23 protein-coding genes and 1 other RNA gene are annotated in these 20,787 nt (G+C 60.1%); 13 read left to right on the top strand and 11 right to left on the bottom strand.

Annotated features, from left to right (window positions below; all coding sequences use genetic code 11):
• Positions 1–77: 77 nt before the first annotated feature.
• A complete protein-coding gene (locus L53_RS00560) occupies positions 78–623 on the top strand; it encodes a GNAT family N-acetyltransferase (RefSeq protein WP_034810570.1) in 546 nt (181 codons plus the stop codon).
• Here L53_RS00560 and L53_RS00565 read toward each other — a convergent pair.
• Both L53_RS00565 and L53_RS00570 read right to left on the bottom strand, forming a co-directional pair.
• Positions 620–1,834 (bottom strand): saccharopine dehydrogenase family protein, encoded by a 1,215-nt coding sequence (locus L53_RS00565; RefSeq protein WP_034810572.1) that lies wholly within the window; start codon positions 1,832–1,834, stop codon positions 620–622. The two genes, L53_RS00560 and L53_RS00565, sit on opposite strands and share 4 nt — an antisense overlap.
• Before the next feature lie 179 nt (positions 1,835–2,013).
• On the bottom strand, positions 2,014–2,205 hold the full coding sequence (locus L53_RS00570) for a hypothetical protein (protein ID WP_034810573.1): 192 nt from the start codon (positions 2,203–2,205) through the stop codon (positions 2,014–2,016).
• A 192-nt stretch (positions 2,206–2,397) separates the two neighbouring features.
• On the opposite strand from L53_RS00570, the gene argF reads away from it, so the two are divergent.
• The gene (gene argF, locus L53_RS00575) at positions 2,398–3,336 is read left to right on the top strand and encodes an ornithine carbamoyltransferase (RefSeq protein ID WP_034810575.1); all 939 of its coding nucleotides are present in this window, start codon (positions 2,398–2,400) and stop codon (positions 3,334–3,336) included.
• A 3-nt stretch (positions 3,337–3,339) separates the two neighbouring features.
• Here argF and L53_RS00580 read toward each other — a convergent pair whose 3' ends face one another.
• Positions 3,340–4,647 carry a hypothetical protein gene (locus tag L53_RS00580; protein WP_034811743.1) on the bottom strand — a complete coding sequence of 436 codons (1,308 nt, stop codon included), beginning with the start codon at positions 4,645–4,647 and terminating at the stop codon, positions 3,340–3,342.
• Between the two features lie 103 nt (positions 4,648–4,750).
• Here L53_RS00580 and L53_RS00585 point away from each other — a divergent pair, with 103 nt between their 5' ends.
• The 4 genes from L53_RS00585 to L53_RS17475 all read left to right on the top strand — a co-directional run bounded on the left by L53_RS00585 (position 4,751) and on the right by L53_RS17475 (position 7,801).
• Entirely contained in the window at positions 4,751–5,686 is a 936-nt protein-coding gene (locus L53_RS00585; RefSeq protein ID WP_034811745.1) for a radical SAM protein, read from the top strand.
• A gap of 79 nt (positions 5,687–5,765) precedes the next feature.
• A complete protein-coding gene (locus L53_RS00590; RefSeq protein WP_034810577.1) occupies positions 5,766–6,698 on the top strand; it encodes an Hsp33 family molecular chaperone HslO in 933 nt (310 codons plus the stop codon).
• Between the two features lie 97 nt (positions 6,699–6,795).
• Positions 6,796–7,446, top strand: a complete 651-nt coding sequence (locus L53_RS00595) for a CDP-alcohol phosphatidyltransferase family protein (protein ID WP_156947766.1) — start codon at positions 6,796–6,798, stop codon at positions 7,444–7,446.
• Between the two features lie 232 nt (positions 7,447–7,678).
• On the top strand, positions 7,679–7,801 hold the full coding sequence (locus L53_RS17475) for a hypothetical protein (RefSeq protein WP_255341983.1): 123 nt from the start codon (positions 7,679–7,681) through the stop codon (positions 7,799–7,801).
• Positions 7,802–7,803: 2 nt separating this feature from the next.
• Here the strand turns inward: L53_RS17475 and L53_RS00600 are convergent, their stop codons facing one another.
• Positions 7,804–8,277 carry an NUDIX domain-containing protein gene (locus L53_RS00600; protein ID WP_034810581.1) on the bottom strand — a complete coding sequence of 158 codons (474 nt, stop codon included), beginning with the start codon at positions 8,275–8,277 and terminating at the stop codon, positions 7,804–7,806.
• Positions 8,278–8,538: 261 nt separating this feature from the next.
• On the opposite strand from L53_RS00600, the gene L53_RS00605 reads away from it, so the two are divergent.
• The 3 genes from L53_RS00605 to L53_RS00615 are packed head-to-tail and all read left to right on the top strand — an operon-like array spanning position 8,539 to position 11,299.
• Complete coding sequence (locus tag L53_RS00605) at positions 8,539–9,528, top strand: calcium/sodium antiporter (protein ID WP_034810583.1); 990 nt, start codon at positions 8,539–8,541, stop codon at positions 9,526–9,528.
• On the top strand, positions 9,525–10,277 hold the full coding sequence (locus L53_RS00610) for an SDR family oxidoreductase (RefSeq protein WP_034810585.1): 753 nt from the start codon (positions 9,525–9,527) through the stop codon (positions 10,275–10,277). The genes L53_RS00605 and L53_RS00610 overlap by 4 nt, the downstream gene beginning before the upstream one ends.
• Positions 10,277–11,299 carry a low specificity L-threonine aldolase gene (locus tag L53_RS00615; protein WP_034810587.1) on the top strand — a complete coding sequence of 341 codons (1,023 nt, stop codon included), beginning with the start codon at positions 10,277–10,279 and terminating at the stop codon, positions 11,297–11,299. The genes L53_RS00610 and L53_RS00615 overlap by 1 nt, the downstream gene beginning before the upstream one ends.
• A gap of 51 nt (positions 11,300–11,350) precedes the next feature.
• Here the strand turns inward: L53_RS00615 and L53_RS00620 are convergent, their stop codons facing one another.
• Together L53_RS00620 and L53_RS00625 are read right to left on the bottom strand one after the other, a co-directional pair.
• The gene (locus L53_RS00620) at positions 11,351–12,733 is read right to left on the bottom strand and encodes a DUF2330 domain-containing protein (protein WP_084332933.1); all 1,383 of its coding nucleotides are present in this window, start codon (positions 12,731–12,733) and stop codon (positions 11,351–11,353) included.
• Positions 12,730–13,641: an RnfABCDGE type electron transport complex subunit D gene (locus L53_RS00625; protein WP_198019696.1), complete on the bottom strand. Its 912-nt coding sequence runs from the start codon at positions 13,639–13,641 to the stop codon at positions 12,730–12,732. Before L53_RS00625 ends, L53_RS00620 begins: the two co-directional genes overlap by 4 nt.
• A 147-nt stretch (positions 13,642–13,788) precedes the next feature.
• On the opposite strand from L53_RS00625, the gene L53_RS00630 reads away from it, so the two are divergent.
• Positions 13,789–14,451, top strand: coding sequence for a DUF2959 domain-containing protein (locus L53_RS00630; RefSeq protein WP_198019697.1), 663 nt, complete (start codon positions 13,789–13,791; stop codon positions 14,449–14,451).
• A gap of 134 nt (positions 14,452–14,585) precedes the next feature.
• Here L53_RS00630 and L53_RS00635 read toward each other — a convergent pair whose 3' ends face one another.
• Positions 14,586–14,978 (bottom strand): hypothetical protein, encoded by a 393-nt coding sequence (locus tag L53_RS00635; RefSeq protein WP_034810590.1) that lies wholly within the window; start codon positions 14,976–14,978, stop codon positions 14,586–14,588.
• 159 nt (positions 14,979–15,137) lie between these two features.
• Between L53_RS00635 and L53_RS00640 the strand changes: the two genes are divergently transcribed.
• Positions 15,138–15,485: a DUF1428 domain-containing protein gene (locus tag L53_RS00640; RefSeq protein ID WP_034810592.1), complete on the top strand. Its 348-nt coding sequence runs from the start codon at positions 15,138–15,140 to the stop codon at positions 15,483–15,485.
• A gap of 146 nt (positions 15,486–15,631) precedes the next feature.
• Here L53_RS00640 and rnpB read toward each other — a convergent pair.
• An RNA gene (rnpB, locus tag L53_RS16210) (RNase P RNA component class A) lies at positions 15,632–16,004 on the bottom strand.
• Positions 16,005–16,136: 132 nt separating this feature from the next.
• On the opposite strand from rnpB, the gene L53_RS00645 reads away from it, so the two are divergent.
• Positions 16,137–17,315 carry an acyl-CoA dehydrogenase family protein gene (locus tag L53_RS00645; protein WP_034810594.1) on the top strand — a complete coding sequence of 393 codons (1,179 nt, stop codon included), beginning with the start codon at positions 16,137–16,139 and terminating at the stop codon, positions 17,313–17,315.
• Between the two features lie 4 nt (positions 17,316–17,319).
• Here L53_RS00645 and L53_RS17245 read toward each other — a convergent pair whose 3' ends face one another.
• The gene (locus L53_RS17245; RefSeq protein ID WP_233347452.1) at positions 17,320–17,862 is read right to left on the bottom strand and encodes a low molecular weight protein tyrosine phosphatase family protein; all 543 of its coding nucleotides are present in this window, start codon (positions 17,860–17,862) and stop codon (positions 17,320–17,322) included.
• Between the two features lie 170 nt (positions 17,863–18,032).
• On the opposite strand from L53_RS17245, the gene L53_RS00655 reads away from it, so the two are divergent.
• Positions 18,033–18,977: a YhjD/YihY/BrkB family envelope integrity protein gene (locus L53_RS00655; RefSeq protein WP_084333039.1), complete on the top strand. Its 945-nt coding sequence runs from the start codon at positions 18,033–18,035 to the stop codon at positions 18,975–18,977.
• Here the strand turns inward: L53_RS00655 and L53_RS00660 are convergent.
• Positions 18,956–19,705 carry an N-acetylmuramoyl-L-alanine amidase gene (locus tag L53_RS00660; protein WP_034810596.1) on the bottom strand — a complete coding sequence of 250 codons (750 nt, stop codon included), beginning with the start codon at positions 19,703–19,705 and terminating at the stop codon, positions 18,956–18,958. The two genes, L53_RS00655 and L53_RS00660, sit on opposite strands and share 22 nt — an antisense overlap.
• Entirely contained in the window at positions 19,705–20,607 is a 903-nt protein-coding gene (locus tag L53_RS00665) for a DMT family transporter (RefSeq protein ID WP_034810598.1), read from the bottom strand. The genes L53_RS00660 and L53_RS00665 overlap by 1 nt, the downstream gene beginning before the upstream one ends.
• Positions 20,608–20,787: the final 180 nt, after the last annotated feature.

Here is a 20,787-nt window from a genome sequence, read left to right on the forward strand (position 1 = left end):
GCCTTGGGCGAACATTATTATCGGCAAGCGTGTTCCGGCTTTTGCCGGGCGCGGGACGCAGATAGGGTGCAGGCTTAATGACTGAAACACCTCCCCTGTATATGCGCGTCGCCACGCTGGACGACATTCCGGTAATCGAGGCGCTGATGGCGGAGTCCATGGCGCGACTCTTGCCACACTTCCTTGATTCAAAACAGGTCGAGCGTTCCAGCGAGAGCATGGGCGTTGATACATTGCTGGTGTCCGACGGCACCTACTTTCTCGCTTTCGCGGGTGATGCGCTGGCGGGGTGTGGGGGCTGGTCACGGCGGCGTACGCTCTATGGCGGCAACGCGACGGCCGGCCGGGACGATTCCCCGGCAGACCCCAAGACCGAGCCCGCCAAGATTCGCGCCATGTATACCCATCCGGATTTCGTCCGGCGCGGCATCGGCCGCATGTTGCTGGAGGCCAGCGAAGCTGCCGCGCGAGCCGAAGGGTTCTCGGCCATGGAAATGGGCTCCACCGCGCCCGGCGTGCCGCTTTATGAAGCGTGCGGCTACCGGCTGGTCGAAGACCTCTCCAGGCCCAGCGAGGATGGCACCATCGTACCGATCCTGCGCATGCGGAAAGAGCTGGCCTAGGTCTCGACCGCGAACAGATCTTCCTGATCGCCGCCGTCCACGTCGATGACATGCCATGGCAGGCCGCGTTTGGCGACGTCTTCAAGGAAGGGCTTGGCCGGGAACTGCTCGACATTGAACACGCCGTGGCCGGACCATTCCCCGCGGAAGAACATTGCCGCGCCTGAAACGGGCGGCACGCCGGTCGTATAGGAGACGGCCTGCGCGGAGACCTCTTCATTGGTCTTGGCATGATCGGACACGTTGTAGATCATCTTTGCCTGTGGCTGGCCGTCCTTGGTGCCGCGCACGATCACGCCAATGCTGGTCTTGCCGGTATAGCCTTCGGCCAGGGATGACGGGACGGGCAGCAGGTCTTTCAGGAACTCCATCGGGATGATGTCCATGCCCTTGTGTTTGATCGGTTCAAGGCCAATCAGGCCGATCGACTTAAATACTTCGAGGTGCTTGATGTAAGCCTCGCCAAAGGTCATCCAGAAGCGGATCTGTTTCAGGCCCTTGATGTGCTTGACGAGGCTTTCCTCTTCTTCGTGATAGATCAGGTAGGAGGCTTTCGGGCCGACTTCCGGGTAGTCGATCATCGTCTTGATCGACAGGGCCGGGATTTCTACCCACTCGCCGTCTTTCCAGTATTTGCCGTCCTGGGTCACTTCGCGGAGATTGATCTCCGGATTGAAGTTCGTGGCGAAGGTTTTGCCGTGATCGCCAGCATTGCAGTCGACGATGTCGATATATTCGATCTCGTCGAACAGGAATTCCTGCGCATAAGCGCAATAGATGTTCGTCACGCCCGGATCGAAGCCGCAGCCAAGAATGGCCGTGATGCCCTTGTCCTTGAACTTGTCCTGATAGGCCCACTGCCAGCTATACTCGAACTTCGCGACATCGCGTGGCTCGTAATTGGCCGTGTCCATATAGTTGCAGCCCGTTTCAAGGCACGCATCCATGATCGGCAGGTCCTGATAGGGCAAGGCCATGTTGATCAGCAGATCCGGCTTCACCTTGTTGATGAGCGCGACGACCTCCGCAACATTGTCGGCGTCGACTTGGCTGATCTCGATCGGCGTCTTGCAGAGCTTGGCGACCTTTTCGCAACTTTCCAGTCGGCGCGAGGCAAGGTGGATATGCTTGAACGTGTCGCGGTCCATGGCGCATTTCTGCGCGACGACGGATCCGGCGGCACCGGCACCGATGATGAGAACATTGTCCATGAGTGATGAAGCTCCCTGGCTGGATGGGCACTGATGTGCCCGTGACATAGGGCAATCACGTCATCTTCGCCAGTATCGATCTGCGGGGGAGTTTCGGAAAGGAATTGCCGCAACGCAGGTGAGCGTATGGGAGGAAACGAGGTGGGCAAAACCTCGCCCTGCGTTGCGGCAAAGGGGTATCAGGCAGCGCGCCGGGGCGTATCCAGGCGGGATATTTCTTCGCTCAACCATGTGTAGTGCTGCTCCACACGATTGATCATCGTGTCGGTGGTGTCCGGGCGGCAAGTCAGCTCATTTCGCCAGGCTTCCAGAACCGTCATCTGGCTCTTCAGCCAGCAAAGCATGGCGGTATCATCAATTGGCAGACACATGGGGCGCTCCTGTTGATTTGCGACTCGTTCTCAAATTATGTATTTCACGCTTGCTGGAGATTTGCAAGTCATTCTCAATTAGAATTTATTCATCTTGTCCGAAAGCTGGTGCAATCGCCCGGCCTGACTGGAATAATTGTCTGAAACAGGCTATCTGCCCCGCTTTCCCGCCCGCCTCAGGAGTATCTCCGGATGACAAGCTCAACCGCCCCGCGCCATTTCATCGACCTCTGGCATCTGGAGTCCGCCGAACTGCGCGAGATCCTGGATATGGCTCATGTGATGAAGAAAGCGCGTGCGGGTTGGCCAAAGGGACGGGTGGACACGGGGGCCCCGCTGGAAGGCCATACGCTGGCAATGGTCTTCGAGAAATCCTCAACCCGGACGCGCTTTTCATTCGACATGGCGATGCGCCAGCTTGGCGGCTCGTCGATCACCGCGACATCAAATGACATGCAGCTGGGACGGGGTGAAACGGTGGAAGACACTGCGCGCGTCCTGTCGCGCTTCGTCGATGCGGTGATGATCCGCGCCAATGATCATTCCGATGTCGAGACCTTTGCCGAGCATGCCACCGTGCCGGTCATCAACGGCCTGACAGATCGTTCGCATCCCTGCCAGATCATGGCGGACCTCCAGACACTGGAAGAGCATGGCCTCACACTTGAAGGTGCGCGGCTGGCCTGGGTTGGCGATGGCAACAATGTTTGCGCCAGCCTGATCCATGCCGCGCCGAAATTCGGCTATTCTCTTGCCATTGGTACACCTGCACGCTTTGCGCCGGATGATGAAGATGTTGAAATCGCCCGCGACCTGCAGGGGCGGATCGACCTCTATGAAACTGCGGAAGAAGCCGTGGCCGGCGCCGACGTCGTTATTGCTGACACATTTGTCTCCATGGGCGATGCGGACGCTGAACGTCGCCTTGAAATTCTTGAGCCCTATGCCGTGACCGAAGAATTGATGGAGATGGCCGCTGGTGGTGCGAAGTTCCTGCATTGCCTGCCGGCCCACCGGGGCGAAGAGGTCGACGCCGAAGTCATTGACGGGCCACAGAGCCTTGTCTTTGACGAGGCCGAGAACCGCATGCACGCCCAGAAAGCCATCCTGCGCTGGTGCCTCGGCAAATAGGCGTCAGCGCTCCTGCACTTCCTCAAGACCCATGGCGACCGGAATGGCGAGCGCGCTCATCAGGGCGAGCAAGCCGAGGACCGCTGCTTCTCCTGCCATGTGCGCAACGATGCTGAACCCGCCACCAAGAATGAGCAGCGTGCCGATGATTGTGTTGGAAAGGGCGGTATAGGCCGCGCGGTTTTCCTGGCTCGCCATATCCACCAGATGCGTGGAACGACCAAGGCGCACGCCCTGATAGGCTATCATCAAAACGAACAGAACAAGCGGGAGTGCCCAGACATCCTGCAGTCGCCCCGCCGCATTCAGGCCGAGTGTCGTCAACAGGGCAAGCGTTGCTGCGGCCGCTGTCAGGATTAACACCTTGCGGCTCGACCGGTCGGCAAGCCGTCCCCAGACATAGGAGCTGAGTAGGCCCGCGCCCGCAGATGCAATCACGAGCAGGCCGAGCCCCCCGAACATTTGGCCTGCCTCGTCGCGATTGGTGCCCATCGCGACCATGAAGGGCGGAGCAAGTGCAGTTGAGATCAACAGGCCACGGGTCAGGATGAAACGGCGTAATTGCTGGTCGTCTGCGAGCAGCTTGAAGTTGTCGCGGAAGGATTCGATGGGGTTGCCGCCGCCTTCGGTGGACCCCGGTTCTTCTTCCAGTGTCATGAAAAGCGCTGCGCCCGTCATCCAGAGCCCACCCGCAAGCAACAGCCCGCCAATTACGAGGCTCATCCGGTCAACCCAACCGACCGTTAGGAGCGCGCCATAGATCAGGACCGCTGCGGCACCGACCGTGCTGGCCGCGCCGGTTGCCGTACCGCGTCGGGATTTGGAGACCGTCTTGCCCAGCACATCCTTGTAGGTGACTGAGCAGACCGACCGCGCGAGCGCCAGAACCGCCAGCGCGCCAAGGATGGCATAACCCGCCGTCTTGCCCTCAAGTAAAAACGCTGCGAGCCCCATACCGGCAGCCGATAATCCCTGGATTGCCGAGCCGACTGACCAGGCCCATTTGCGCTGGGGCAAACGCCGCAGGGCCGCTGCAGTAAAGAGTTGGGGCAGTAGGGCTCCTGCCTCCCGGACCGGTACAAGCAGGCCGATAAGCCAGGTTGGGGTGCCTAGCGTGGTCATCAACCAACTCAATACGAGCTTGGGATCGATCAGGCCGTCGGAAATCTTCGTCGTCGACAGGCTGGTGATATGGGTAAAGAAGTTTCCGGCCTCTTCGCGGCAGGCGCTGTCGGGAATGTCTCTGCACACCCGGCCATCATCGCCTGAGGTGAGCATTTCGAACACTTTCTGCTGAGTGGTTTCGGACATGACGGCCAAACTAGCGCTCACGGGGCATACGGCAATCTTCACGATCGGGTGTGCTGCTGCAAAAGCGCTGGAAGCGCCGCCGGATCGCGCTAAACGTAGTTATATGGCCGATAGTGATTATGCCCCCACGAAATTTTCTGACCCGGACGTGACCGCGAAGGGCGAGACCCGCGCCAGCGTCGGATGGACGGGCTTGAAGACGCTCTGGTTGAACACCGGAACGTTGTGCAACATCGAATGCAGCAATTGCTATATTGAAAGTTCCCCCCGCAATGATCGACTGGTTTATCTCAGCCAGTCTGATGTGCGGCAGTTCCTCGACGAGATCGACCAGCCCATCGAGATCGGCATTACGGGCGGCGAGCCCTTCATGTGCCCGGACATTCTCCAGATCATGGAAGACGTTCTGGCGGATGGGCACAGCCTGCTCCTGCTGACCAATGCGATGCGCCCAATGATGCGACCGCGCATCCAGCAGGGTCTGGAGCGGCTGGCGGCGCACTATGGCGACCGGATGGTGCTGCGCGTCTCGCTGGATTCCCATGATCCGGCTATTCATGACGCTGAACGCGGAGAAGGGGCCTTTGAAGAGGCCTGCAAGGGCCTGAAATGGTTGGGGGAACGCGCCGTTCAGGTGGCGATTGCCGGACGTCAGGCCCTCAATGAGGGTGATGTCGAGGCCCGCGCAGCTTATGGCGCGCTTGCAGGCGCACTGGGTCTTTCGATAGATCCCACCAATACAAAGCAACTCGTCCTGTTTCCGGAAATGATCGCCCAGGACGACCCGCCAGAAATCACAACCGACTGCTGGGGCATTCTGAACAAGTCCCCTGACGACATCATGTGCGCCAACCAGCGCATGGTGATCCGCCGCAAGGGTGCCGGCAGGGCGACCGTGACAGCCTGCACGCTATTGGTGGACGATCCGACCTTCGAACTGGGCGCCACGCTTGCCGAGGCGACAGCCAATCCGGTCAAGCTGAACCATCCCTGGTGCGCCAGCTTCTGCGTGCTCGGCGGAGGTAGCTGCTCGGCCTGATCCCCCGTCTGACAGGTGGCCCTCTTGCGATAGGCGCATGCCGCTGCCACATGGGGGCACCTAATCGAGGTATTCTCCCATGACCGACGCTGCTTACGCCGTCACCGACTTTGTCACGAATTTCCAGATCGTGGACCGTCCCATTCGCGGGCGTGCCGTTCGTATGGGCGAGGGCAGCCTGTCGGGCATCCTGCAACGGCATGATTACCCCAAAAATCTGGCGCGGATTCTCGGCGAGGCCGTGACGCTCGCCGCTCTGGTCGGTGCGTCTTTGAAATTCGAGGGGCGGCTGCTGGTTCAGGCCGAAGGCGATGGCCCGGTCTCCATGCTGGTCGGCGAGTACCGTTCTGATGGCGGTGTGCGCGGCTATGCCAAATTCGATGCCGAAGCCTGGGCGCATCTGGACAAGGTGAACAAGGGCGACGCACCGCACATGCCGCAATTGTTCGGCCCGAGCGGGCGGCTGGCCCTGATCATCATTCAGGACAACCCGGCGATCCAGCCCTATCAGGGAATCGTGCCCCTTGCGAAAGGGACGTTGAGCGAATGCGCGGAGGACTATTTCGAGATGTCGGAACAGGTGCCGACGCGCCTCAAACTGTCGGTCGCCGAGCTGGACCGCAAAGACGGGCACCCGGTTTGGGTATCTGGCGGCATGATGGTGCAGAGGGTTGCGGCGGATGATGCGCGCGGCGAGACCGAAGAGCCGTGGCGGGAGGCCGAGGCCCTGTTTGCCACGCTGACCGATGCTGAACTGGCCGATCCGGACCTTCCAATGGAAGAGCTGCTCTATCGCCTGTTTCACGAGCAGGGTGTGACGATGGAAACGCCCCAAGCGCTGGACGACCGGTGCACTTGCAATCAGGAACGCCTTGTCGAGACGCTGAAACAGATGCCGGATGATTCCCTGCGCGAGATGATTGAACCGGACGGTACGCTGGGTATCGACTGCCAGTTCTGCAATCGCCACTATGACATCGCGATCGAGGATGTAACCGGCGATACCAACTGATGAGACTTTCGCCTCTCCCCCAGTAGAGTGGGGGAGGCGAGAGGCTCCACAGTTTCATGATTGCGTGGGCGCGCGGGCGCTGGCACAGGTGACAGCCATGAATTTCAAATGGCTCCCCAATGCGTTGACCATCGCCCGCTGTGTGTTTGCCGGCTTCGTTCTGGTCGGTTTCTGGCAGGCGATGAGCATTGATCTCACGCATACCGGATTTGAGACAGAAGACGTGTCGCGGCGGATCACGCTGCAACAGCTCTGGTTCCAGTTTGCCTTCCTCGCTTTCCTGGCCGGGGCGATCACCGATTTCCTGGATGGCTGGCTCGCCCGTAAGCTGGATGCGCACAGTCGATTTGGTGTCTGGCTGGACCCCATCGCCGACAAGTTGCTGATAGCGGCGGCCCTGCTGGGCCTGGGACTGAAATTCCAGACCTGGCTGATATATGTGCCAGCCGCAATGATTATTGCCCGCGACGTATTCATGACTTGGTTCCGCGCCACGCCGCGCGGACGCTCTGCCATCGTGCCGTCCAATCCGGCGAAGTGGAAAACAGGGTTTGAGATGGCTGCGATCATCGGCCTCATGTTGCCGCTTGCTGTCTTGCGCCCGGATGTGGGGGGCGACGTAGCTACAGGGGCTTCTGTCATGGCGATTATTGCCACGGTAGCGGTAATTGGTCTGCTGTGGATGGCGGCGACACTGTCCTGGTGGACGGCCGGACAATATATGAGAGCAGCAGGCCGGGTGAAATAGAACGCTGGCCCCAAGGGGAAGAGCCAGCGTTCCGCATTTCAATTCGCGAGCGCAAGGATGAGGGGCAACCTTGGCGCCCGGAAGGGCCGTTCATGCGATGGGGCGTGTCTGCTTTCATGCCCCACCACGCATTTACAATCATCCGCGATGGCAAAGGTTCCGTTAAAACTTGCGGCATCAATGGGGCGGCAAAATCACGAACTTTCCGGCGAATGGCCTGCATTGAGACTCAATGTCCGCAGACAAGGAGTGGATGAGATCACGCATCACTCCCACGACCCGTCTGGTCATTGTCGCGCTGGCGGCGCTGATGTTCCTGTGCCTGCCAGCTTTCCTCGCGATGGCCGGTGCCTGAACTCAGCGTTTTGAGCCCGTCCAATACGGGCTGAGGGGTGTTTTCTCGTAAAATTCTGCCAGTCTCTGGCGCGTCCCGTTGGTTGTTCCGTCAGGCAAGTCATCCGGCGAACACCATCGTGTTTCGGCGATCTCGGCGACTGCCGTTGCCTTGCCTTGCGTCCAAATCCCCGATGGAACGTGGTAGAGCAGGACATGGTCATTCGGGAAAGATGCGTGATTGGAGAACATCCCGACGAGGCTCGGGGTCCCGTTCAGCAGGATGCCGCCTTCTTCCTCCACTTCCCGGCGGAGCGACTCGATGCAGGGCTCGCCGCGCTCGACGCCGCCGCCGGGCATATGCCAGCCTGCAATATACGTGTGACGTACCAGCAGGATCTTTCCGTCTGGATTCTCGACGAGGCCGCGCACGCCCAGAGTCATGGGACGGCGAAGGCGAGCATAGATGTGGAACAACCTGATTCTAAGGGAAGGCATGCGGTGTCCTGACACTATGGGAGGAGCGCGTCCAATATGAAAATTTACGCAAAGAGAGGCCAAACTTCCTGCCGTTTGAGGCTCGCCAAGCCGTGCAACGCACGCTATTAGCGGTGCAAAGCATGGAAATGCTCAAGAAAACAACAGCGAGACGGCACCATGATCCATCCTTCTCTGATCGCCATTGCCTCCATAGTGGTCGTGTTCGGCATCCTGAATTTCATTGAATACAAGCGCCTCGACTAGAAGCGAGCTTGGCGAATGCCTGATTTAACCCTGATCGCCGCCCTGATCGGGGGGCTTGTTATTATGGCGTTTGCGGGGGATTTCCTGGTAAACGGCGCAGTTGCCGTTGCCCGGCGCCTTGGCGTTTCTCCCCTGATTGCCGGTATCTTCATTGTCGGTTTCGGTACGTCGGCCCCTGAAATGGTCGTGTCGCTGAATGCGGCTCTGGAAAACCGGGCCGGTCTCGCGTTGGGCAATATTGTCGGCTCCAATATAGCGAACATCTTTCTTGTGCTCGGCATTCCCGCGCTGATCATGCCGTTCGTGGCCGGTGGTCATGGGCAGGGCCGCGCGCTGACGGCGATGCTCGTTGCCACAGCCGTGTGGATCCTGCTGACCGGAATGGGCCCCCTGACTGTATTGGGCGGTATTCTGTTCCTGGCCATTCTGATCGCTTATTGTGTTGTCACTTTCTACATGGCGCGCAAGGCCGTTGCGACGGGCGAAGATCCCGGCGTGGAACTGGAAGAGGCGCCAAAACTCAGCCTGCCGCGCTCTCTCGCCTATATCGTTCTCGGCATTGGTGGTCTCGTGCTGGGCGCGCATCTGATCATTGCTGGCGGTGTCGGCATCGCCGAATTCTATCATGTGCCACAGGAATGGATCGGCCTGACCTTGTTGGCGATCGGGACCTCCCTGCCGGAGATTGGTGCAGCTGTTGCCGCCGCCCTTCGTCGGCATGGCGAAGTCGCCATTGGCAATGTGCTCGGCTCCAACGTCTTCAACATCCTTGGCGCAGGCGGCATAATTTCGCTCTTCGGCCCAATTGAGATCGCGGCGACTTTCACCCATTATGATCATTGGGTCATGACCTTTGCCGCGCTGTTGATCGGTGGGTTCATCCTGACCCGCGCGCGGCTTGGTCGCCTGATGGGGATATTGATGCTGCTGATCTATGCGGTCTACATCTACGGACTGGTGAACGGGTTCGACATATTGGGCCTGTTCCAGACCGTACCGGCATGAGGCCGGGCGCGGCGCTTGTCACCGGCGCGGGCGCGCGAGTGGGGCGGGCCATGGCCGAAGCGCTGGGCGCAGATGGCTGGCAGGTCATCGTCCATTACAATTCCTCCGCTGATGGCGCCGAAGAGACCGCCAAAGCCATTCGGGCGGCAGGTGGCGCGGCGATCACGCTTCAGGCCGACCTCTCGGATGAGACTGCAACTGGCGATCTGATCCTGCGCGCCGCTGAGAAGATCGGTCAGCCGGTGACTTTGCTGGTCAATTCCGCCTCCGTATTCGAGGAGGACTCTGTCACCAGCCATACGCGCGAGAGCTGGGACATGCACATGAATGCCAATCTCCGCGCGCCGGTGCATCTGGCGCAGGCCTTCGCGGATGCTCTGCCGAAAGGGGAGCAGGGGCTGGTCGTGAACATGATTGACCAGCGGGTCTGGAAACTGACACCGAACTTCTTCACCTACACGCTTTCCAAGGCCGCGCTCTGGCAGGCAACGCAGACCTTGGCGCAAGCGCTCGCGCCGGACATTCGCGTCAATGGCATCGGGCCAGGGCCGACGCTGCGGTCTAAACACCAAAACGAAGAAGAGTTCGCTGCCGAGAAAGCCGCGACTTTGACTCAGGAGGGCTCCAGCCCGGAAGAAATCATCAAGGCTTTGCGCTATCTCATTTCCGCCAGCAGCGTGACCGGCCAGATGATCGCCAGCGATGGTGGCCAGCATCTGATGTGGCAGACCCCGGACACGCAAATCTGATGAACTTCTCTTCCGACACATCCGCGCCAGCTCATCCAAATGTGCTGAAGGCGCTCTCCGCCGCGAATACGGGACTGGAGGCGAGTTACGGAATTGACGTCGTCACGCAGCGTTTGCGTGCCAGGCTGGCGGATGTGTTCAATACGGATGATTTCGACTATTGGCTGACCGCCTCCGGCACAGCGTCGAACGCTTTGGCACTGTCCTGCTTTTGTCCGCCTACCGGCGCTGTGCTTTGCCATGCCGGGGCGCATATTGCTGTGGACGAGCGCGGCGCGCCGGAATTTTTCTCTGGCGGCGGAAAGCTGCATTTGTTGCGGGGGCCAGATGGAAAGATCGGCGCGGCGCAGTTGGACGAGGCACTGGCTCGCATCAATCATGATTTCGTGCATGAGACGCCGGCGCATGTCCTGTCACTGACGAATTTAACGGAGAACGGCACAGCTTACAGCGTCGCGGAAGTTTCAGACTATGCCGCAAAGGCGCATGCGACGGGTTTGGTGGTTCATCTGGACGGCGCGCGGCTGGGAAATGCGTTGGTCGCGACCGGGGCCAGCGCAGCCGAGATGAGCTGGAAGGCAGGCGTGGACGTGCTCACCTTCGGCTTGACCAAGACCGGCGCGATGGGCTGTGAGATCATTCTGCTGTTCGGCGAGGCGCGGCAGAAGAAACGTGAACTCGAAGCGCGCGCCAAGCGCTCCGGCCACATGCCGCCCAAGATGCGTTATCTGGCTGCGCAGGCCGAAGCGATGCTGGCGGATCGGCTGTGGCTAGACCTTGCGACCCATGCGAACGAGATGGCGCGGCGCATGGCTGAGGGCTTGCGGCGGCAAGGCGTGGACTTGGCTTTCGAGCCACAAGGCAACGAAGTCTTCGCGCTGCTAAGCGAGGCGCAAGTCTCGGTACTCCACAATGCAGGTGCGGTGTTCTATCCCTGGATGGGCGGCAGCCAGCGGCTGGTCTGTTCCTGGGCCACAACGCCTGAGGAGGTTGATGCCTTCCTTGGTGTGCTGAAGGGCTGAAGGCGGACCTGTTCATAGCCCGCCTTCGCCAGATGGTAACTCAGATTGGGGTCAGTTGCCCCAAAGCTTTTGCCACCAGTTCTTTTTCTCTTTCGGCTCGACGCTGACATTGTTCAGGATCGCGTCGGAATAGCCGAGCGATGCCATTTTGGTCTTGATGGCATCGAAGTCGCGACCGGTCAGCTTGGCGAGCTCATTTGCTTCGTCGTCCCAGCGCTCGACCAGACTTACGGCATAGTCGCCAGCTGCTTCACACTCACCATAGTCGCCGCGCCAAGGGTGACGCAGGACGTAGCGACCCTGGTAATTGGAGCGGTCGCCGGTAACCTGGAATTCCAGATCTTCCGGGAATGTCTCGGCGTCATAGCGCACATGAAGGCGAGTCACGAATGCATCAACCGGCTGGGGACCGAAGCCGGGGCGCATGTCATCATCGGTGTCTTCGTCCAGCCACATCACGCCGAGTTCGCGCAGTTCCGAGCGAGAGAGCGGCTCGGCCGCACACGGATCGCACCAGGACATGTCCCAGGCATATTCCATGAACACGGCCTTGCCGTTTTGCTTTTCGACCTGATGGGCGAACATGTCCTTATAGAAATCGGCAAACTCGTCCTTGATATAGATCGGCACATCCATGTCAGAGGGTAGTTTCACGGTGCGGTAGTTCTTGGTTTCCACACGGCCTTCGCGAGTCAGGGCGAAGACGAACAATTCCTGCTTGCCTTCAGCGTTCACTGTGCCGAGACGAATCGGCAACATGAAGTCCTCATCCTCATAGGCAACCTGAAGCGGACGCAGCATGGACGAGCCGTCATGGCGTTCAAGGTTTACCTTGGCGACGAAGAATTTCATGTCGCGTTTCAGGTAAGCGCCGACGGTTTCTTCTGCGCCATCCGGAATCTTGTAACCATTATTGTTCAGCCAGGTGATCAGCCCGTCTGACTCTTCTGCTGACAGGATCAGGATATCATATTCACCAACCTCGTACTCGGCTTCGATGGTGACGCCGAGCTCTTCGGCTTCTTCCATCATGCCAGCCGCTGTTGGCGCAGGCATCATTGCCATGTCTTCCATCATCTTCTGGCGGCGCGCGATCTCGCAAGGGTTCTCGTCGTAATATTCCACAAGGCGCGGCGCGGTGTAGGCGTCGATATGGTCAATCAGGGCAGGGTTTGCGACGTGGATCTGTTCTTCTGTCGGAATATCGACCACGGGCACGACCATCGCGAATTCGGAAACATCACCGCGAAAGTCGGACGCCATCGTGATGACGGTGCGTTCGCCGTCACGGGCGAGCACGACCTTGGAGGCGTCGTTGAAGAGGTCGGTATCCGCCTTGGCGACATAGAAGCCGCAAAAGGCCGAAGCCGGCGCTGCGAAGGCGAGGCCGAGCGCGGGCAACGCCAAGGCTGCGGCTAGCGATTTGAGTCTCATGGGTGTGTCTCCTTTGTCCCCTGAAGTGGCATGAGCGAATAGTTCAACTGTTTGGGCGAAGCGGCCGACCGTGGCTGGCTCCACTGGAACCGGTGGGCGGGCAGAAACCGGTCCAGAACCGGTGTGGTCCAGGCGAGGGCGGCCAGCGCCATCAGCGGGGCGCCGCGCACATTCGGGCCGATTGTGAACCAGGCGGCGAGGCCGGCAACCATCACCGCGAACAGAATGCGGCCAAGGCGGCTGTCGGGGGTTGAGCGCGGGTCGGTGATCATGAAGAAAGCAAAGATCAGCAAAGCGCCGGAACTCATCTGGTGCATCGGAATCACCATCGGATCACCCAGCCAGGCCGCACGGGCAAACAGGATTGCGGCAAACCCGAGCAGGAAGCCAAGGGCGATATCGAGCCGCTTGGCGCTGGACAGGGTCAGTGCGGCCAGCGCCATCGCATAGCCGGCGACGAGGGGGGCCTGACCCCATTGACCGGGCGAGACCCAGGCCTTGTTGCCGAGCAGAAGCATCATGGTGACGATGCCGATGCAGCCGGGATTGAAAATGTGCTTACCATCAATGCGCACGAGAAATTTCAGGGAAATGCCGACAAAGCCCGCCGCGAACCATATCCACGGATCGGCCGCGCGTAGCAGGAGTGTGATTCCAAGTGCGGTGATCAGGGCAGACTTCCATTCGAAGCGATACAGGAAGGGATTGCCGTCTCGGGCATTTGATATTGTCGTGCCGAGCAGTTGCGCGATCATGGCTCCGGCAAATGAGAGACACAGGGTCAGCAGGGTGACGCCGAAATCGCTGGTTATCCAACTGAGGGTAAAAAGTCCGCCCAAGGCCGCGACCTGCCAATGGCGCGGATCGGCGTCCATCTGTCGGTAGAGGCGGAAGGGAAATCGGGCCACGGCGTCCATAAGTCTCAGAACATACAGCAAATGCGATCACATTACGGCAGGGTCATGAAACCTTTTTGCCCGCGCAACTGGACGGATCGGGCGACGCACGGCAAACAGGGGCGATTGAATTCACGGGGAAGGGGTTTCGTGTCCATCATGTCCAGTCGTCTACACGCTGCAATGCTCGCAGCAGCTCTCGCCACGTCCACACTGTCCGCTTGCTCGACTGCCTATTATGGCGCGATGGAGCAGTTCGGATATCAAAAGCGCGATCTGCTCGTGTCCAGGGTCAATGATGCAGCCGATGCCCAAGCAGACGCAAAAACGGAGTTTTCCAATGCGCTGGAAGCCTTCCGGTCGGTCGTGGCGTTTGATGCTGGCGAACTGGAAGCGTCTTACGACTCCCTGAATCGCGCCTATGAACGGTCAGAGGAGAAGGCGGATCGCGTGCGCGAGCGCATCAAGGACATGAAACAAGTCTCCCGCGACCTGTTTGTGGAATGGCGCAAGGAACTGGAAGAATATTCCGATCCGGGCCTGCGCCGGGCCTCGGCCGAGCAATTGGAAGCAACACGTGACCGCTATGCCGTGCTGGTCGAGAAGATGGACCGGGCCGCCGCCTCAATGGACCCGGTTCTGGCCGTGTTCAAGGACCGGGTCCTGTTCCTCAAGCACAATCTGAATGCGCGCGCGATCGCGGCGCTGGGGGATGAGACACGTAATATCGAGACCGATGTCGCGGCCCTGATTGCGGAGATGGAGCGCTCCATCGCCGAAGCCGATGCTTTCATCCAGGAAATGCAGGCCGGTTCGGTCTAGCGCACTTTCAACCGGAAACTTGTTCAGACAATGGGGCCGGATGGCCCCATTGTTATATCGTGCTTTGAATGCTGCACGATTGACGCCCGATGAGGCGCTTTTTTGGGAACCAAATTGGAAACCAACCGTTTGGATCATGTCTCTGGCAGGGGCAAGCTCACCGGAGTCTGCTCATTCCGGTCTCGGCCGGAATCTGGAATTGAGGGGACACATGTTTCAATTCCAGGCCTCGAATGCGTTCGGGGTGAGCAGATACCGTCCCGCTCGGGTTCAAATCCTGACATGGCTGCAAGAAATGCCCGCGAAGGCGTAAAGCTGAGCGGGTCAGCTTTGGCTGTGTCCGGCATATCACCAATGACCGCGATATGGACTGCGCCGGACGACGTGATTTGCACCAGCATCTGCCGCGCATCCCTGCGAACATGGCGCACATAGAAGGTCAGCACCACAATCTGCACCCATATCCAGAACCGATGGGTCTGGAGATGGGGCGGCAGATTTCGCAATGTGGCGAAGGCGTCAGTCATGTGCGCAGTGTAGGCCCGGCCATGGGTGCGTCGGATAAGTTTCTGGTCAGATCAATGGCGACACAGGGGCCGGACTCGTCATGTGTGGGATAATTCCTCTGGGCAAGGTAGGATAAGGCGGGCTCTGGCGGCTTGCCGGGCTAGAGGGAGGGATAGCTGATGACTTATGTCGATTGTTTCATGGCGGCCGTGCCGGAGGCGAACAAGGCGGCCTATCTGGCGCAGGCGAAGATGATGGCCGGCCTGATCAAGGAATACGGCGCGCTGAGCGTCACCGAATGCTGGGGCGTGGATGTTCCGGAGGGCAAGAAGACATCCATGCATCTGGCGGTCATGCGCGAAGCGGACGAAGGGATCGTGTTTTCCTGGGTGAGCTGGCCATCAAAGACGGTGCGTGATGCGGCCTGGGCAAAGCTGGAGGGTGACGAACGGATGCAGGGCATGGAGATGCCGTTCGACGGTGCGCGCCTGATCTTTGGCGGGTTCGAGACGATGCTGGAGGCTTAGGAAACGTTTCACGGCGTTTCAGTTCTTTTCATGGGGTTTCACATGCGGGGGCAGTGTGTGCGCATCGCGTCTCGCTTGCGCTTCGGGCCTTATTTTCCTTCATTCGATCCTCGATCAAATGCTGCCGCATGGCGGCACCGGGAAGTAAGACCAGACGGCCTGTAAGCCGGGTTCTGTTCGCCGTGTTGCCACGGTCCGGCAGCCATTCCTCTGGGATGCCTGTTGCCAGGCACCTCACGCGACACACCCGGGGCACGGGCGTGAAACAGCCCATATGTGCCCCCTATTCGGTCTTGCTCCGGGCGGGGTTTACCGTGCCAGTCCTGTCGCCAGGCCTGCGGTGGGCTCTTACCCCACCCTTTCACCCTTACCTCTCCCGAGGGGGAGGCGGTTTGCTTTCTGTGGCACTTTCCCTCGGCTCACGCCGGGCGGCCGTTAGCCGTCGCCCTGTTTCCCTGGAGCCCGGACTTTCCTCCAGTACGCAGTTACCCGCGTACCAGCGGCTGCCCGGCCGTCTGGTCTAAAGGGGATATAAGCGTGGAATCCGGAAATAGCCAGTGGGGTGCGCGTGTGGCCTGTTTTCTGGCCTAACGCCTTCATCGCGCCACGTCAGGACTGGGCAAGGGAAGGCGGGCTGGGGTAGCGTGACGTATGACTGACATTACGAATTACGAGACCTTGCAGGCGGCGCTGGACGCCCTGGTGCCGGAACTGGCCGACCGGGCGGCCGAGATGGAAGACGCGCGGCGGCTGCCTGCTGACCTTGCCGGGAAGATGGCGGCGGCGGGCGCGTTCCGCATGATGACGCCAAAGACCTATGGCGGGCTGGAGTTGACGGCGCGAGAATTCATCGAGGGCGTTGAACGGATTGCGCGCGCCAATGCCAGCGCCGGGTGGTGCTCCATGATTGCCTGCACGACCTCCATGAATGCCGCCTATATGGCGCCGGACATGGCGGCGGAGATCTATGCTGACCCGTTGACGATCACCGGCGGCGTGTTTGCGCCGATGGGCCGGGCCGATGTGGAAGGCGATGGCTATCGTGTCAGCGGGCGCTGGCAATGGGGCTCCGGCTCAGCCAATTGCAGCTGGCTGGCGGGCGGCTGCATGGTGTTCGAGAATGGCGAGCTGAAGCGTTTGCCATCCGGCGCGCCAGACCAACGCATGATGGTGTTCCCGGCCAGCGAGGCGACCCTGCACGACACATGGCATGTGATGGGCCTGAAAGGGACTGGTAGCGGCGATCTGTCGGTGGACAACATCTTCGTGCCGGCGGCGCGGTCTGTTTCTCTGATTACGGATGTTCCCCGCGAAACGGGGCCGCTCTACACGTTCCCGGCCTTTGGCCTGTTGTCGCTGGGTGTGTCGGCCGTGGCGATGGGCAATGCGCGGGCGAGCCTCGATGCCTTCAAGGATCTTGCCAGCGCCAAGAAGAGTCAGGGCAGCAAGAAAACGCTGGCCGAGCGCCAGACCATTCAGGCGAGCTTTGCCGAGGCCGAGGCACAGTGGCGCGCAGCCCGCGCCTATATGATGGCGGAGCTGGAAGACACTTGGGCCGCAGCCAAGGCTGCCAAGCCCGGCGAAGGCATTCCGGTGGAGCGACGCGCGGCGCTACGCATGGCGTGCACACATATGACACGGACCGGCGCAGACATCTGCCGTACCCTGTATGACCTTGGTGGCGGCGCGTCCCTGTTTGAGTCCTCTGATCTGCAGCGCCGCTTTCGCGACGCGCACGCCATGACGCAGCATATCGTGACCGCCCCCGCGACATGGGAACTGACCGGGCGATTGCTGCTGGACCTGCCGACCGATGGGGGCATGGTCTGACGGGTCAACTGTTCCCAAAAATCAGCGGCTCTGCTGCTGTGCGGATCAGGTCGACCAGATCGGTGTCCATGAATTTGTAGTCGTCCGGAATATCCAGCACGTGCAGGCGCTTGAACCGGATATCCTGGCGGAAATCGGCTTTGAGGCGTGCGGCATGCTTGTCCTCCATCACGAGGATGAGGTCAGCCCAGCGAATATCTTCCAGTGAAACCTGCCGCCGTGCACCACTTGCCGTGCCGGCGGAGCGTGTCGCCACGCCGTCGACTTTGGCGAAGATCGCCTCGCCAGTAGGGCTGCGCCACTGGTTTTTCGAGCAGACGAACAACACGTTTACGGGGTCGGCCTTGGCCATCAGTTTCTCCCATTCGCGGCGGGGCCACAGCTTTCCGAGCTGTTGCGCGCGGCGAAGTTTCACGCTTCGCCCATAAAGGTGTTTCCATTGCTTCTCAACGCCATAGCGGTCGATCCGCTGGCTGCGGGAATGATGTGTATCCGGGCGCTGGCGATTGATGCGCCGACGCGCCCCACGATCCTGTGGGTGTGTCATGGTGGTGATCCTCATACTGTGCGGGTCAGCAGCCGCGGCAATACGAGGAATGCGGGGTTCATAGCGCACTGCGTCCCTGTCCGGCAAGCGTCCGGAAAGGACCAGATAGGGAAAAGGTGGGACGGGGACGCGAATTGCCCCATATGGAAGGTCTCACCAATGGAGACCGTATGCTGAAGTGGATCAAGAAGCTGCCTGTGCCCCAGCCGGTCCGCCACTGGGTGATCTCGCCGTTCTGGTGCGCCATTGTCCGCCTGTCGAAGCCGGAAGTGCGGATTGTGACCGGTGGGATCAGCTTCTATGCCTTGTTCTCCATCTTTCCGATTGTCTATCTGACCCTGACCTTGCTGTTTGCACTTTTGCCTGCCGATCTCAGTCGCCAGCTGGGTGATACGGTGGACCAGGTGCTGGTCTCAGCTGTGGCCCCGCTCAGCAAGGCAGACCTTGATGTGATCCATGAATCCACGCCGCAGGGCGTAACCTTTCGCGCGCTGCTGGCGGTCATTGTGGTGTTCTACACTGCAAGCTCAGGCGCGAAGGCTGCGATAACCGGCATCCGCATGGTGGCAGGCAGTGAACGGCGCACACGGATCATCCGTTTTCAGGGCGTGTCGATCCTGATGACCGCGCTGCTGATCCTGTCGGTCTGGATCCTGGGCGCGCTGCAACTGATCCTGTCGCTGATCACCGAGCGTGAAGGCTATGTCGCGTTCGAGCTGGCGCAGACGATTTCCGACATCGCCTCGACCCTTTGGTTGGGCAAGGGGATCGCGTGCTTTGCGGTCTTCTACCTTATCATTGCGCTGTCGTTGCATGGGCGGGTCAGAGGGCACCGGGCGAAAGCGATGGGCGCGGCGGCTGGGGCACTGGCCTGGCTGGTCGCGACCTGGGGGTATCACCTCTACCTCAAATTCAGTGCGCTCGATACATTCTACGGCGCGCTGGCTTCGGTAATCCTTGGCTTCATCTGGCTGTCAGTGTCGGTTTCGGCGCTTCTGTTTGGTGCAGCGCTCGCCGTCGAATGGGCGGCTCGGATGCAGCGCGAAGAGGTGATTGCGGAAGATGAGGATGAAGAGATCGAAGCGGTTGAGGCTCAGGCCGTAAACAGCGCGTGAATGACACCGATACGGCGCAGCGTGGTCAAATCCGCCTGTCCGGTGACCTGCTCTGGCAGCCAGCGGCGCTGGAAGGCGGTGATCACTTTCTCGCAGGTCTCGCCATAGATGTCGGTCACGTCGAAACCGTAGCCGATTTCTGACAGCATGGTCTGGAGACGCCAGACGCTGGAGCCGGACGCGCCGCGCTCGAGCCCTTTGCCGACGATCTCTTTCGTCGTGCCGTCGAATTCAGGCCAGAGGCTGATGCCGGCGCGGGCGAGACGCTCCCACGGGAAGTGTTCGCCGGGGTCCTGCTTGCGCAGGGGGGCGATGTCGGAATGGCCGAGGATGCGCGTGGCCGGAATATCGTGGCGACCGAGAATGTCGTGGATCAGGTCCAGCAGCGCGTGGATTTGCGGGCGCGGATAGGGTGGCAGGCCGCCATCGGGCAGGGGGAAGTCATGCCCGCCATTGACGATCTCGATGCCGATAGAGCGGGAGTTGAGATCCTGCTGGCCTTTCCAGCTCGAAACACCCGCATGCCAGGCCCGTTTGTCCTCATCGACCAGCTGGGTGATGCGGCCGTCTTCCCAGACCATATAATGGGCAGAGACTTCGGCGGCCGGGTCGCACATGCGCTCCAGGGCCTCTTCGCCGGTCGCCATGCCGGTATAGTGCAGGACCAGCATGTCGAGCTTGTGCTTGCGCATGTTGAAGTTCGGACTCGGCGTTTGCGTGATTTCCATCAGCTGCCTCCGGATCCCATTTTCTTGACGATGGCCGCGTCCGGCAGGGTCTTGTTCTGGCGCACGGCGATGACAAATACGCCAGACAGCGAGATGACCGAACCGAGTATCAGGCGTGCCGTGATGGGTTCGTTCAGCAGGACGATGCCGAATACGACGCCCCAGACGGGCGTCATCAGGGTGAGCGGCGAGAGCAGCGAGATGTCATATTTCTTGATCAGCGTATAAAAGCCGCCATGGCCAAAAATGGACACGCCGACCACGGCGAACAGCCAGGCCACGGCCAGCTGCCATCCGCCGCGTGACAAGGCCTCCAACTGGCCTGTCTCGACCATGCTGGACGTAATCAGAAGCGGGGCGAAGCTGAACAGGCCGACCCAGGCCTGCAGGCGTAACGCCTTGATCGGGGCCATACGCTTCATCAGGATGCCGCCCACCGAGCCGACAAAGGCGGCGATGGTGATGTAGACCAGTCCGATGGAGATGGTGAAACTGGCTGGATCGAATGCGATCAGGACAACGCCAGCGAAGGACAGCATGATGCCAAGTCCGCGTCGCCAGCCGATGGTTTCGCCGAGAAATGCCATGCTCATCAATGTCGAGAAGGGCGCGCCCAATTGGCCGGTGATCGAGGCGGCGGACGCCTCGGCATTCTGCAAACCCATGAAGAGGAGAGAGAAGTGTACCGCGCCAATGAACATGGCGATCAGGAACAGCATTTTCAGGTCTTCGGGCTTTGGCCGCAGGAATGCGAGCAGCAGCAGGGCGACTCCGGCAAAGCGGATGCCGGCGAAGAAAATCGGCGGCACGCCGATATCGGCAACAACCCATCGTGTGACGACGATGTTGAGGCCCCAGACAAGGCACACGGCGAACAGGAGAATGAAATCGCGAAAGGACATGCTTTGGCGGTTAGCAGGATTTATCCGGGCTGGGCAGGGGGCTTTGGACTTTCTCTTGCTGAGCGGGCGGCTGTAGAGCAAATTGATATATTCAGCTTGCAGTCAGGTGCGGCTTGCGAGGGAACTGACGGCTGCGGGATGCGCTAAACAATCGTTAAGAAGATGTTATAGTCATTGGCA

This window comes from Hyphomonas sp. L-53-1-40, assembly GCF_000682775.1.
Lineage (GTDB): Bacteria > Pseudomonadota > Alphaproteobacteria > Caulobacterales > Hyphomonadaceae > Hyphomonas.

Bases quoted from the DNA above. Each gene is read 5' to 3' on its own strand.
- L53_RS00580 (WP_034811743.1), bottom strand. From the start codon at position 4,647: ATGTCCGAAACCACTCAGCAGAAAGTGTTCGAAATGCTCACCTCAGGC.
- L53_RS00640 (WP_034810592.1), top strand. From the start codon at position 15,138: ATGACTTATGTCGATTGTTTCATGGCGGCCGTGCCGGAGGCGAACAAG.
- L53_RS00615 (WP_034810587.1), top strand. From the start codon at position 10,277: ATGAACTTCTCTTCCGACACATCCGCGCCAGCTCATCCAAATGTGCTG.
- L53_RS00605 (WP_034810583.1), top strand. From the start codon at position 8,539: ATGCCTGATTTAACCCTGATCGCCGCCCTGATCGGGGGGCTTGTTATT.
- L53_RS00610 (WP_034810585.1), top strand. From the start codon at position 9,525: ATGAGGCCGGGCGCGGCGCTTGTCACCGGCGCGGGCGCGCGAGTGGGG.
- L53_RS00665 (WP_034810598.1), bottom strand. From the start codon at position 20,607: ATGTCCTTTCGCGATTTCATTCTCCTGTTCGCCGTGTGCCTTGTCTGG.
- L53_RS00660 (WP_034810596.1), bottom strand. From the start codon at position 19,705: ATGGAAATCACGCAAACGCCGAGTCCGAACTTCAACATGCGCAAGCAC.
- argF (WP_034810575.1), top strand. From the start codon at position 2,398: ATGACAAGCTCAACCGCCCCGCGCCATTTCATCGACCTCTGGCATCTG.
- L53_RS00565 (WP_034810572.1), bottom strand. From the start codon at position 1,834: ATGGACAATGTTCTCATCATCGGTGCCGGTGCCGCCGGATCCGTCGTC.
- L53_RS00570 (WP_034810573.1), bottom strand. From the start codon at position 2,205: ATGTGTCTGCCAATTGATGATACCGCCATGCTTTGCTGGCTGAAGAGC.
- L53_RS00620 (WP_084332933.1), bottom strand. From the start codon at position 12,733: ATGAGACTCAAATCGCTAGCCGCAGCCTTGGCGTTGCCCGCGCTCGGC.
- L53_RS00635 (WP_034810590.1), bottom strand. From the start codon at position 14,978: ATGACTGACGCCTTCGCCACATTGCGAAATCTGCCGCCCCATCTCCAG.
- L53_RS17245 (WP_233347452.1), bottom strand. From the start codon at position 17,862: ATGACACACCCACAGGATCGTGGGGCGCGTCGGCGCATCAATCGCCAG.
- L53_RS00590 (WP_034810577.1), top strand. From the start codon at position 5,766: ATGACCGACGCTGCTTACGCCGTCACCGACTTTGTCACGAATTTCCAG.
- L53_RS00560 (WP_034810570.1), top strand. From the start codon at position 78: ATGACTGAAACACCTCCCCTGTATATGCGCGTCGCCACGCTGGACGAC.
- L53_RS00600 (WP_034810581.1), bottom strand. From the start codon at position 8,277: ATGCCTTCCCTTAGAATCAGGTTGTTCCACATCTATGCTCGCCTTCGC.
- L53_RS00645 (WP_034810594.1), top strand. From the start codon at position 16,137: ATGACTGACATTACGAATTACGAGACCTTGCAGGCGGCGCTGGACGCC.
- L53_RS00585 (WP_034811745.1), top strand. From the start codon at position 4,751: ATGGCCGATAGTGATTATGCCCCCACGAAATTTTCTGACCCGGACGTG.
- L53_RS00630 (WP_198019697.1), top strand. From the start codon at position 13,789: ATGTCCAGTCGTCTACACGCTGCAATGCTCGCAGCAGCTCTCGCCACG.
- L53_RS00655 (WP_084333039.1), top strand. From the start codon at position 18,033: ATGCTGAAGTGGATCAAGAAGCTGCCTGTGCCCCAGCCGGTCCGCCAC.
- L53_RS17475 (WP_255341983.1), top strand. From the start codon at position 7,679: ATGTCCGCAGACAAGGAGTGGATGAGATCACGCATCACTCCCACGACC.
- L53_RS00595 (WP_156947766.1), top strand. From the start codon at position 6,796: ATGAATTTCAAATGGCTCCCCAATGCGTTGACCATCGCCCGCTGTGTG.